General features: G+C 70.1%; 12 protein-coding genes and 1 pseudogene. 7 read left to right on the top strand and 6 right to left on the bottom strand.

Annotated features, from left to right (window positions below):
* Positions 1-16: 16 nt before the first annotated feature.
* The 3 genes from ABD366_RS26325 (at position 17) to ABD366_RS26335 (ending at position 2,484) form a co-directional block, all read left to right on the top strand.
* Entirely contained in the window at positions 17-859 is an 843-nt protein-coding gene (locus ABD366_RS26325) for a helix-turn-helix transcriptional regulator (protein WP_324765860.1), read from the top strand.
* Between the two features lie 130 nt (positions 860-989).
* Positions 990-1,676: an ANTAR domain-containing protein gene (locus ABD366_RS26330; protein WP_324765859.1), complete on the top strand. Its 687-nt coding sequence runs from the start codon at positions 990-992 to the stop codon at positions 1,674-1,676.
* A 52-nt stretch (positions 1,677-1,728) separates the two neighbouring features.
* A complete protein-coding gene (locus ABD366_RS26335) occupies positions 1,729-2,484 on the top strand; it encodes an ANTAR domain-containing protein (RefSeq protein ID WP_324765858.1) in 756 nt (251 codons plus the stop codon).
* Positions 2,485-2,527: 43 nt separating this feature from the next.
* On the opposite strand, the gene ABD366_RS26340 is transcribed toward ABD366_RS26335, so the two are convergent.
* From ABD366_RS26340 to ABD366_RS26350, 3 genes are all read right to left on the bottom strand, one after another.
* Positions 2,528-3,085, bottom strand: a complete 558-nt coding sequence (locus ABD366_RS26340; RefSeq protein WP_324765857.1) for a GH25 family lysozyme — start codon at positions 3,083-3,085, stop codon at positions 2,528-2,530.
* A gap of 176 nt (positions 3,086-3,261) precedes the next feature.
* The gene (locus ABD366_RS26345; RefSeq protein WP_324765856.1) at positions 3,262-3,699 is read right to left on the bottom strand and encodes a BON domain-containing protein; all 438 of its coding nucleotides are present in this window, start codon (positions 3,697-3,699) and stop codon (positions 3,262-3,264) included.
* 149 nt (positions 3,700-3,848) lie between these two features.
* Positions 3,849-4,433 carry a histone deacetylase gene (locus ABD366_RS26350; protein ID WP_324765924.1) on the bottom strand — a complete coding sequence of 195 codons (585 nt, stop codon included), beginning with the start codon at positions 4,431-4,433 and terminating at the stop codon, positions 3,849-3,851.
* Positions 4,434-4,740: 307 nt separating this feature from the next.
* Between ABD366_RS26350 and ABD366_RS26355 the strand changes: the two genes are divergently transcribed.
* Positions 4,741-6,066, top strand: a complete 1,326-nt coding sequence (locus ABD366_RS26355) for a phosphatase PAP2 family protein (RefSeq protein ID WP_324765855.1) — start codon at positions 4,741-4,743, stop codon at positions 6,064-6,066.
* Positions 6,067-6,146: 80 nt separating this feature from the next.
* Here ABD366_RS26355 and ABD366_RS26360 read toward each other — a convergent pair.
* Positions 6,147-6,425 (bottom strand): annotated as a pseudogene (locus tag ABD366_RS26360) (MFS transporter); the annotation flags it as partial.
* A 233-nt stretch (positions 6,426-6,658) separates the two neighbouring features.
* Here ABD366_RS26360 and ABD366_RS26365 point away from each other — a divergent pair.
* From ABD366_RS26365 to ABD366_RS26375, 3 genes are all read left to right on the top strand, one after another.
* Positions 6,659-7,483, top strand: a complete 825-nt coding sequence (locus ABD366_RS26365; protein WP_324765854.1) for an NmrA family NAD(P)-binding protein — start codon at positions 6,659-6,661, stop codon at positions 7,481-7,483.
* 285 nt (positions 7,484-7,768) lie between these two features.
* On the top strand, positions 7,769-8,473 hold the full coding sequence (locus ABD366_RS26370; protein WP_324765853.1) for a class I SAM-dependent methyltransferase: 705 nt from the start codon (positions 7,769-7,771) through the stop codon (positions 8,471-8,473).
* Positions 8,474-8,536: 63 nt separating this feature from the next.
* The gene (locus ABD366_RS26375; RefSeq protein WP_411293595.1) at positions 8,537-10,435 is read left to right on the top strand and encodes a sodium/solute symporter; all 1,899 of its coding nucleotides are present in this window, start codon (positions 8,537-8,539) and stop codon (positions 10,433-10,435) included.
* A gap of 61 nt (positions 10,436-10,496) precedes the next feature.
* On the opposite strand, the gene ABD366_RS26380 is transcribed toward ABD366_RS26375, so the two are convergent.
* Both ABD366_RS26380 and ABD366_RS26385 read right to left on the bottom strand, forming a co-directional pair.
* On the bottom strand, positions 10,497-10,853 hold the full coding sequence (locus ABD366_RS26380) for a hypothetical protein (protein WP_324765852.1): 357 nt from the start codon (positions 10,851-10,853) through the stop codon (positions 10,497-10,499).
* A gap of 290 nt (positions 10,854-11,143) precedes the next feature.
* The gene (locus ABD366_RS26385; RefSeq protein WP_324765851.1) at positions 11,144-11,383 is read right to left on the bottom strand and encodes a hypothetical protein; all 240 of its coding nucleotides are present in this window, start codon (positions 11,381-11,383) and stop codon (positions 11,144-11,146) included.
* Positions 11,384-11,726 lie beyond the last annotated feature (343 nt).

Genomic DNA, 11,726 nt, shown 5'->3' on the forward strand with positions numbered 1-11,726 from the left:
ACACAGGGAGGTACGGATGGTGATCGACCGGGCCGGGATGGCGGACTTCCTCCGGCGCCGCCGGGAGTCGCTCCAACCCGAGGACGTGGGCCTCCCGCGCGGGCGACGTCGCAGGACGAGCGGGCTACGGCGGGAGGAGGTCGCGTCGCTCTGCCATATGTCGACCGACTACTACGCGCGCATCGAGCGGGAGCGGGGCCCGCAGCCGTCCGAGCAGATGATCGCCTCGATCGCGCAGGGACTCCATCTGTCGCTGGACGAACGCGACCACCTGTTCCGGCTCGCCGGGCACACTCCGCCCACGCGCGGCGCGATCAGCGAGCACATCAGCCCCGGCCTGCTGCGGGTCCTCGATCGACTGGACGACACGCCCGCGGAGATCGTCACGGAGCTCGGTGAGACCCTGCGCCAGACTCCGCTCGGTGTGGCGCTCACCGGGGACACGACCGGTCTCAGCGGTCCGGCGCGCAGCATCGGCTACCGATGGTTCACCGACCCCGCCACGCGAAGGCTCTACGCTCCCGAGGACCATCCCTTCCTCACCCGTATGTTCGTCTCGGGGCTGCGTGAGGTGGTCACGGTGCGGGGCCCCGGCTCGCGCGCCGCCGACTACGCCGACCTGCTGCTGGCTCACAGCGAGGAGTTCCGCAAGGTGTGGAACGACCACGAGGTCGGCGTCCGTCCCCACGACGTAAAGCGTTTCGTCCACCCTGAACTCGGCGCGCTGGAGCTGAACTGCCAGACGCTGGTGGACCCGGGCCAGGCTCACTTCCTCCTCGTCTACACAGCCGCCCCCGGCAGCGACAGCTACGAGAAGCTGCAACTGCTCTCGGTCATAGGGGCACAGACGCTGCGCTGAGCTGAAGCCGCGTGTCCCGCCGGTCGGGGTCCGGAAAGGGACGCCCGCGCTACGGTGGAGAGGGGGCCGGCCCGCGAGGGTTGTCCGCCCGGAGGCATGATCCGCTCAAGGCTCCGAGGGGGGGCTGCGGATGAGCAGCAGCGGCGGCGTGACGGTCCAGGAACTGCTGGATGGTATGGACACCGCGGCGAGTGAGGAACAGCGCCGTATGTGGGCCGTGAACTGCGCGCACGCCCTGGGCCTGGACGGGGTGGCCGTCTCGGTGCAGGGGGAGTTGCTCTGGTTCAGTGATCAGACCAGTGCCCGGCTCGAGGATGTGCAGGCCGTCCTCGGTCAGGGGCCCGGGCTGCTGTTTCCAGCCGGTGAGGGGGTACGCGAAGTACCTGACGTGGACCGGCTGATGATGCGCTTCTGGCCCCAGTTCGTGCCCGAGGCCCAGGAGTTGGGCGTGGCCGCAGTGTTCGTGTGGCCGGTGCGCATCGGCGCGGTCCAGACCGGCACCCTGACCGGCTACCGGCGTACCGAGGGCGCGCTGAGCGAACAGCAGCGGGCCGAGGGCTGGCTGGTCGCCGACACCCTCGCCGCGCACATGCTGTCCCGCTGGCCCGACAGCCCGGCCGCGCAGGACGGTCCGGGGCATGCGGGTGCGGTGGATCTGCACCGGGCCGAGGTCCACCAGGCCACCGGTGTCCTCAGCGGAAAGCTCGACATCTCCCTGCCCGAAGCGCTGGTCCGGCTGCGCGCCGAGGCCTACTCGACGGGCCGGACCCTGATGGCGACGGCCCACATCATCCTCGAACGCGAACTGCCCGCATAGCCCTCACCCCCCCCCGCAGCACCGTGCCGAGAGTGCAGGAAGAAGCCGCCGCATGAGCAGGGAAGAACACCTCGCCCGGACCTTCGTGGAACTCGCCGACACTCTCGTCGAGGACTTCGACCTCATCGAGTTCCTCCAGCAGATGACGGTCCGTTGCAGCGAACTCCTCGACATCACCGACGCCGTCGTCTACCTCGCCCACCCCGCCCCCCGCCTCTACAGCCCCGCCCCCTGCAACCCGCAGCCCGCCCTGCAACGCGTCATCGACGCGGCCTGCCTCGAGGGCCCCGCCGTCGAGGCCTACCGCACCACCCACGCCGCCATCCCCGACTACCCCGTCCCCGGCGAACCGGCTCCCGCCTGGCCACGCCTGCACACCGCCCTCGAACAGGCCGGCTATGCCCTGCCGAGCGCGGTACCCCTGCGTCTGCGCGGGGACAGCCTGGGCGCCCTGCTCCTGCTGCACACCGGCGACCGCGCCCTGTCGCCGGACGATCTGCTGCTGGCCCAGGCGCTGGCGGACGCCGCCACGATCGGCCTGCTGCACGCCCGTACCCTGGGCAGGCAGGAAACGGTCAACGGGCAACTGCACAGCGCCCTGCACGGCCGCATCGTCATCGAGCAGGCCAAGGGCATTGTCGCCGTCCGCCGCCGGGTGTCCCTCAACGACGCCTATGCGGCCATACGCGCGCACGCCCACAACCATCAGGAACACATCGGCAGGATCGCCATGGCCGTCATCGACACCGGCCTCCTTCCCGCCATGCCCGCCGCCCGGCCCCACCAGGACCCCAAGAACAAGGGGTAGATGGCGGGGCGGGACCTCCTGCCGACCGCTCGCCGCGAAGCCGTCAGGCGCTGTCGGCCCAATGGCGCAGAGCGTCGTGATCGGCGAAGTGGGCCACGTCCTTGTCGTGGGGGTGCGCGGTGTACTGGTGGAAGAGCCAGTCGGCTTCGATACGGGGTTCGCCGGCGGTGACGTAGTCGGCGATCCACAGCGCGTCGCCGGCGTACGAAGAGGTGTCGGTGTTCCGCCAGAAGTCGCGGTTGGTGTAGAGAACGATCCGGTGATGCGGCCGGAGTTTCTTCAGCCTGCGGATGAAGCGGTCCTTCTCCTGGCTGCTGGCATGGCTTCCGTTGCCGGTGGCCTCCCAGTCCACGGCCAGGATGTCGCCGGCCTTGTCGGGGATCTTTGACAGGAAGTGCCTGGCCTGGGCGCGGATCCGGCCGGGCCACAGGAAGTGGTAGAAGCCGACGACCAGACCGGCCCGGCGGCCCGTCCGTGTCTGGGCTTCGAGGCGGGGGTTGGTGTAGGAGCGGCCTTCGGTCGCTTTGACGAAGACGAAGGAGAGGTCGTCGGTGGCGTAGGAGGGCGGCTGGAACGCGCTGATGTCGAGGCCGTGCAGCATATGTGGGGCTCCTCGCCGTGGTGGTGCCGGGCGCTGCCCAAGTGATGCCCGCTGCGGCTGCGACGACCCACGGCCCGCCGTTCGAACGTCGGTCCGGCTTGTCACCTGCACGGGGAGGCCGGCGACGGCGTCGGCATCGCACGGCGCGCTGCGACCGTGAGGGACCACGCGGTACTTCAGGCCGGGGCGCGCACGACGAGACCGGCGTAGATGCCGTCGGCGCCGCTCAGGGCGGGGCGGTTGGCGGCCAGCAACCGCTTGACGGCATCCGGTCCTGCGTAGGCGCGTCCGGCGACGTCGTGAAGTGTTTCGCCGTCCTGGACGGTGAGGAAGCGCGGGACGATCCCTTCCTGCCCGGCCGTGACGCGGTCCTCGACCGCGGTGACCCCTTCCACGTTGCCCAGCGCGAGCAGGATCTTCTCCTTCTGGTCCTGTACCGCGGAGTCCCCGGCGACGACGACGGTGGAGCCTTCGACGCTCACCCGGAAATGGTCGTTCGTCAGTTCCAGCTCCTCGAGCCGTTCTTTGAGCTGGACCGCCGCCTTGTCCGGCTCGTCCGACAGGGTGACCTGGAGCCGGTGGCCCGCTTCCCGCCCGAACGTGTACGTCGCCATGTGCTCTCCGTTCTGCGAGGCGCCCGGAGGACGCCCTGTCGGATCTTTCTCCCACGGTTACCCGGCACGAGCACCTTCTCGCACGCGTGCCGCGGCAGCGCTGACCGGCGCCGCCACGCTCTCCTACCCGCAGGTTGCCCTGTCGCCCCTCAGTTCCCGTTGCGCAGGAGGTCGCTCACGCGCCTCTGCGACCAGTGCCCCTCCGCCCCGGGGCAGGCGGCGAGGTACGCCGCGATCGCCGGGATCGTCCACGCGCCGGTGGCGAGGAGGCCCGAGGCCAGACAGCGCAGGTAGGCGGGGGACGGTGCCACCCATGGAACATCGTCCCTACCCCAAGGCGCCGTGAAGGTCAGCACAGGCGAACCGTCGAGCTGTCCCGCGCACACGAGCGTCTCGTACCGGCCTTCTCCCAGAACCGCACGTCCGGCCCGGAGTACCTCGGACAGGTCGAGGTCGGCTCCCGGCTCGCGGTACATCTCCTGAGCGGCGATGTCCGCGAACTGTCGGGGTGTCACCAGGTGTGCCCTGGCCGGCACGCGACCGCTGACCCCGGGGTCGTGGAAAGCGCGGCCTCCGCCCCACACGGGAGACTCCGTAGCGAAGTACAGCCCCCCTGGCAGTCCCACCGGGAGGGAGCGGATCGGCATGGCGGTGTCGCGGCAACCGGGATACTCCCGCGCCGCGCCGACCGGTCGCCCTCCCCGGATGTACGCGGCGAGCCGCTCGAGGTGCATGTTCGAGCCGTACGCCGTGTACCAGACCGACGCGGGGGAGCTGCCGCACGGCAACGCCGGGTCGATGATGCGGGGAGTGTGCACGCGTGCTCGCTTCTGCCGGTCGGGCGGGCACATTCGAGGTCGGAAGCTTGCCCGTGCCTGCCACAATATGAGGCCCTGTCCATCCAACTCGCCTCCGCAAGCCCCCACTCGGCGGATGCCGTCACGACGAATAAGCGGCCGAACATTGAGAAGCACGTCAACGCGAGGACTCTCGCGACAGGACGACACAACCGGGCCCGCCGCACGGTGGCGGCCCCGCACCATGCTGTGGATCGCGGCGGGGGTCGTGACGCTCGGCTTCTTCGCCGTCCTGGAGGTTCTCGCGCGCCGCTACGGCGAGCCGGGACCGCTCACGAACCAGGTGCGGGAAGTGGTCTTCGCCCCCAAGTCGGGGACGGTGCTGTACGCCAGCATGGCGCTGATGATGGTGGTCCTCACCTGGCGACAGCGTTTCGTCGCGCTGGGCGCCGCGCTCGGCATCGATCTCGTCTTCTGGTTCGTGCGATGGCTGGCCGATGCCGGGATGATGGTGGGCAACGGGGCCCTGCTGGTGACGCTGGCCTGCGCCGTCATCGCCGTGACCCGCCGCGCGGGCGAGGAGCGCGCGCTGCTGCTCAAGGGGGTCGGCCTGGCCCTGCTCCTGGTGACCGGCCGCAAGGTCGGCGACACCTGGCTGCTGATCACGTGGAAATCCCGCCCCCTGGTGCTCGACCAGTACGTGGCGGCCGCCGATCACGCGCTGGGCGCCCCCTCATGGCTGGCGGGCCGGATCGTGGAGGCCTCGGGCCCCGTCGGCGCACACATCCTCGACTGGGTCTACGTCCAACTCGCGGTGGCCGCGGTCGTCGTCGCCCTGTACCAACTGCGCAATGTGGCTGCCACGCGCCGCTTCCCGCGCCACCATCTGCTGCGCACCTTCCTGGTCATCGGCGTGCTCGGCCCGGGCATCTACATGATCTTCCCGGTGGTCGGACCGGTCTACGCCTACGGCACCGAGGGCGGCCTCTGGGCGGTGGCCGATCTGTGGCCGAACACGCTGACGCCGATCAGCCCTCCGCACCCGATGCCGTTCGACGAGATCACCCCGCGCAACTGCATGCCCAGCCTGCACACGGCCTGGGCCACCGCGATCTTCCTGCACTCCCGCAAGGGCCCGACGGCCCTGCGGTGCGTCGGCGTGTTCTGGCTCCTCGCCACGCTGTGCGCGACGCTGGGTTTCGGCTACCACTACGGCGCGGACATCGTCGCCGGAGTGGTCTTCACGCTCACGATCGACGCGGGGCTGCGTACGTTCGACCGCGGCTGGGACCGTGCGGGGATCCGCCTTGTCGTCCAGGGCACCGCCGTCTTCACGGCGCTGCTCCTGGCCTACCGCTACCTGTCGTTGGAGATGGCCGGCCACCCGTGGCTGTTCGGGCCGCTGGTGCTGCTGTCGCTCGCCTCGGTCATCTACGGCTACGCGGTGACGACAGGGCGCTGGGACCGGGAGGAGCGCGTTCGCGTTCCCACGCAGCAGCTGCCGGAACCGCGACGCGAGCTGACTCCGCCGCCGGACGTGCGACAAGGGGCCGACAAACGACCGGTGTAGACGAGCTGGTCAAGGTCGTCCGGCGGCAAGGGCCCCGTGCCCCAGGCACTGTCCGCTCCGACCCAGCCGGGTGTACGCCGCTACGTCGCTGTCTGCTGTCGGGCCTCGACGGCGGGCGCGGATCCCGGCAGCGGGCGGCCCGCGGATTCCGTGGCGAAGCAGCACGCCGCCGCGCCGACCACACCGGCGGCCATGAGGTAGTAGCCCGGCACGTCGACGTTGCCCGTGGCCTGGATCAGGAGGGCGTTGACGACCGCGGTGATGCCGCCGAACAGTGAGACGGAGAGGTTGAAGGCGACCGACAGTCCGCCGTAGCGGATCTCGGTCGGGAACAGGGCGGGGAGCGTGGACGGAATGGCTCGTTGGCTCCGGCCCCGTCGAAGGCCGCGTCGATCACATCACGATGATCAAGCGGCAGATGTTCGGCCGGGGGGAAACTGCCGCTGCTCCGCAAGCGAGGCCCACTGGCAGCGACAAGGGACAGATCCTGACCTAGATGCTCCCTACGCTTCGACGGCGGGCGAACAGCAGGAAGGCCCGGCCGCGCCGCTCGACGCGGTGCCACATCAACAGCCAGCCGCTGAGGAGCAACGTGACAATTCTGGTTACCGGCGCGACGGGATCCTTGGGCCGCCACGTGGTGAAACGGCTTCGGCAGGCCGGACACACGGTTCGCGCGCTCACCCGCACCCCGGCCGAGGCGACCGGCGTGCCCAGCGGTGTCGAAGTGGTGGGCGGCGATCTCACGAAGCCGCAGACGCTGGCAGCGGCTCTCGACGGCGTCTCCGCAGTGCACCTGCTCGGAACCGCGGGGCACGACCACGCCCCGTTGCGGACGGGGACGCAGATCATGGCCATGGCCGCCGGGGCGGGCGTGCGGCGCCTGACGATCCTGTCGCCCGGCGAAGAGGGAGAGCTGGAGCAGGCCGTGCGCGGCTCCGGTCTGGAGTGGACCTTCATCTGGCCGATCGATCTCATGTCGAACGCGCTGGGATGGGCGGAGATAATCCGCGACACAGCGGAAGTGCGCGAGCCGTACGCGAACCGCAGGACCGCCTCTGTCGATGAGGCGGACGTCGCCGACGTCGTCGCAGCTGTGCTGAGCAAGGGCGGCCACGCGGGAAGGCGCCTCGTCGTGACGGGCCCCGAAGCACTCACACCGGCCGACAAGGTGTCCGCCATCGCGGGGGCGACCGGCCGTGAACTCCGTTTCACCGAGCTGACCCACGATCAGGCGCGCCACCAGTGGCGAGCCGAGGGCCGGCCCGAGGAGGGCATCGAGTTCATGCTGCACATGTGGGCGACCGTGCCCGAGACAGTGGCCAGGACGACCTCAGCGGTCGAGGAAGTCCTCAGCCGGCCGCCACGGTCGTTCGCTCAATGGGCCGCCGCACACGCCGACGCCTTCCGTCCCTGATACACGAGAAGCCCACCAGGCGTCTTCACTTCTGGTCCTCCATCAGCACCAACTCCCCGTACTTCCAACCCCTTCGGTGCCGGGACTTCGCCGCATCCTCGATCGTCGCCGCCACCGAAGTCGATGTGGGCGGTAAGGGCCGAGTTCCAGCCGAAATTCGTACGGTCACAGGACACGGGACACAGGGCACAGGTCAGGGGCGAACCGGCAGAGGCCGTCAGCGACCGGCACGGGCTCAAAACGCATCCTTGCTGCTCGGCGAAACGGATCGCTACCGTCCGGTGCGTGCCTGACTCCTATGCCGATCTGTCGCACTTCTACGACCTTGTCATGACCTCGGGCTACTACGACTACGACGCCTACGCGCGCAATCTGCTCACCCGCATCGGCCCCCGCAGAGACGTGCTGGAGCTGGGGATCGGCACCGGCCTGGTCGGAGACCGGTTGCTGGCACTCGGCCCGCAGGACCTGCGGCTCACCGGCATCGACCACACCGACAACATGCTTGCCCAGGCCCGCGACAGACTGGGCGACCGTGCGCGGCTCGCCCGCGAAGACGTCCTGGACATGTCCTCGCCCTCGGCCTTCGACGTCGCGTACTCCATCGGCGGCGTCTGGTACATCGTCCAGAACGGCGAAGAGTCATGGCTGAGCAGTCATTTGATGGACGAGGAGGACAACGCGGCGGGACTGGCCAACCTCGCCGCGGCCATCCGGCCCGGCGGTTCCCTGCTGCTCTCCGTCCAGGGCCCCCACCGACGCTACGACCGCACCCTTCCGGGAGGCCTGGTCTACACGCAGCACGTCGCGGTCGACCCGGAGGGCCGGCACACCAAGGACTACTTCATCGAGGACCAGGGAGTGGTCCTCGCCCATCAGCGCCTTCGGTTCCGGCTCTTCCCCCAGGAAACGGCCGACCGGCTGCTGGAGCGCTGCGGGTTCCACTTCCAGGAGAGCGATGGCGTGCTGTGGCAGTACGACCGGTGTTGACGATGTCAGCCAGGCGCGCCCCGTGACTGTCTACGCGACCGCGAACACGGCTCCCCCCGCAGCATGGACGACGGCCTGCTGACCGCCGCACACCGGATGGGACTGCCGACCGCGCTGCTGACGCCCGACAACCAGGTCGACGGTGACCGCACCCACGGCGCTGTCACCGTGCCCGACGGGCCGCTCGACGAGCGGGACTCTTGTGCCGCCGCACAACGCCGCCGAGCCCGTGCTGTGCATGCGCCTCCGGAACGCCCCCGTCCCCTGTACGCACCGTCGGGCGGCTGGTGCCATGCGCGGCATGTCTTCCGCAACACGCGCAACTCCGCCCTCAGGCACCCCGCCCCGCCGCGACCATCCCTTCGCGCGGGAGCACCGACCGTGACCGGTGGCGGCGGACAGCCGCTGGCCGTCGTCGTCTTCCTCGGTTTCGTCGCCGTGTCGTTGCTGCTGTGCGGGCTCGCGGCGGCCGACGTGGACGACCCCGAGCACTTCTACGCGGGAGGCAGCGCCGCCTTCGGACCGGTCGGCGGAGGGCTCGCCATCGCCGGGGACTACATTTCCGCGGCCACCTTGCTGAGCACCACGGGGGCGGTCGCCCTCGACGGCGCCGACGGCATGCTCTTCGCCGGCGCCACCGTCCTCTCGCTCTACTTGGTCATGCGGTTCCTGGGTGAACCCCTGCGCCGCAGCGGCGTGTTCACCTTGGGAGACCTCCTCACCGACCGGCTCGGTGACCCGTCCGTACGCAGAGCGCTGGGCATCGCGAGCCTCGTCGTCCTCGCCCCGCTGCTCCTGGTGCAGCTCACCACCGCCGGACGCATCATGGCCGCCATGTTCGGCCTCCCCGACGGCGCGCTCAACGGCTGTACGGTCACCGGGGGCGCCCTCATGATCTGCTACGCGGCATTCGGCGGGATGCGCGGCGTCGGCTACGTACAGATCCTCAAAGTGGGTGTGACCCTCACCGCCCTGCTGCTTCTCGCCGGTATCGTCCTCGCCCGGTACGGATGGTCACCACCGGCCCTGTTCGGCGCCGCCCGCGACCACTCAGGAGCCGGCGCCGACTACGCACGCCCGGGCCTCCACTTCGGCCCTTCCCTGGCCGGCCGCCTCGACCTGATCGGCTTCCAGACCACCCTCCTGGTGGGCGCCGCCTGTCTGCCGCACATCACCATGCGCCTGCACCCGCTCCGGGACGCGCGTACCGCCCGGCGCGCCGTCGCATGGGCGGTGGGCCCCGTCGCGGTGGTGTGTGCCGGGGTGGTGGTGGCCGGACTCGGGGCCTGCGCCCTGATCGGCCGGGACGCGATCCGGGCCGCGGACCCCGGGGGAGCGACGGCACTGCTCATGGTGACGGGCGCGCTCGATCCCGTTGCCGGTGGCGCGCGGCACAGCATGCTCTTCGCGATCGTCGCGTGCGCCGTCTTCGCGACCACCCTCGCGGCCGTCGCGGGTATCACGCTGGCCGCCGCCTCCAGCATCGCTCGCGACTTCAGGGCCCGGCCCGCCCACGGCACCGGGAACCGGTCTGCGGCCAGGGAGATCCGGCAGGCACGCGCGGCCATCGTCCTCGTGGGCGCCGTCACCGTCGTGCTGTCGGCCGTCCTCGCGGACCGCGGCAGGCTGACACTGATCTCGTTGTCGTTCACCGTCGCGGCCTCGGTGCTCGCCCCGGTCCTGCTGTACGCGCTCTTCCTGCCGGGTTACTCCGCTACCGGAGTGCGCTGGACGGTCTACGGGACCCTTCCGCTCATCGTGGTGCTCCTGGTCGGCTCCCCGGCCGTCACGGGCTCGCCGGTCGCTGTCTTCCCCGGCCACGACATCCACTGGTTCCCGCTCCAGACCCCGGGACTGATCACCATCCCCGTCGGTTTCCTGCTCGGACTCGTCGGCCGTACGCGCTCGGGGCCGGGAGCGACCCGGTCCGTGAGGCCCGTGCGGAGTTCGTCTGACGTGTAGCGGTTCCGGGCCCCGCCCGGGTGGACGGGCGGGGCTGTCCGCGGTCTGCGGCAGTGCCGTACTAGTGACGGCCGGTCAGGAACACCGAGCGCAGGGCGAGTCGCTCCGTCGTGGGGTGTCCGTGCGGGCGCAGAGTCCACGAATCACCGGTGCAGTCGGGCTCGGTGAACACCATGACCCATTCGTCGGTGTCGTTGTGCGGGGCGAAGGCGGGCGCGGAGGAACTGGGGTCGGCGGTTTCGGGGAGTGCGACGCAGCCGGGGCTCTGCAGGTCGTGGAGGGTGACCGACTGCGGAGCGCCGTCGGATCCGATGAACTTGTAGGAGAAGTCACCGGCGGCGGCGCTCGCGGACGCGGACTGCGTCACCAGGAGTGCGAGAGCGCCGAATGCGGCGGCCGTGGCATAGCGGAGTCTCATGGGACCCATTCCGATCGGTCAGAGGGTGTGGCGGCTCTCCGGATGACGAACAGCAGCGAGCCGCGGGACATGCTCGGCCATCCCCGTGCGAGGCCCCTCTGATGTGCGATGTCACTCGCGCGTGAACCGAAGGAACGTTTCTTCATACGCCATACAGATCGCCGGGAGTGACATCGCGGCAGCGGAGGAGGGGAGCGGAGCCCGCAGACACCGCTAGCCTCGCTGTCGGGCCTCCATCGGCACCGCCAGCGCGAAGAGCAACCTTCGGTCGACGGCGTCCTCGTGCACCGTTAGGCGGTACCAGTCGTCGAACACCTTGGGCTGTCGATACTGAACACCGGCTCGCCGTCACGCTCGAAGTCGAAGTGGTACTTCACCAAGGCCCCCGCGATCTCACCGAGCGTGTCGAGGAGCGTCAGCAGCCGCCGCGCCCGCGCGGTCGCGACGCTGCGCTCGGTACCGGTGAGCCTGCCGAGGCCGGGCTGCTCGAACTCCCAGGTCGTGCGGTTGACCGACTTCTTCGGCAACACCCCGAACGAGCCGAGCAGCTGCCCGTCGTGGTCGAACGCCTCGTAGCCGGTCAGGGCGGCGAGCCGGCCTTTCGAACTCTCCCGGTATGAGGAACCTGCTGCGATGTGAGCGGTGTGGGTGGCGGGCGATGCGGCGCCGCCCCTCGTAGGGCGCGTTCGTACGCGTCATTCAGGGGAGCCGGGCGCAGAGCTTCGCCGTGTGCGGTCCTGCCTGGTGATGGCCTCGGCGACCTCATGAAACCAACGTGAAGGTCAACCCCGCCGTTCCAGTCGTTCTACAAGACTGTAGTAGTTCAGGTAGCATCGCGGCAGCGAAGATGATCAATGGCGGGGGGCCACAGGG

Origin of the sequence: Streptomyces kunmingensis (assembly GCF_039533535.1) — a bacterium.
Classification (GTDB): domain Bacteria; phylum Actinomycetota; class Actinomycetes; order Streptomycetales; family Streptomycetaceae; genus Streptomyces; species Streptomyces kunmingensis.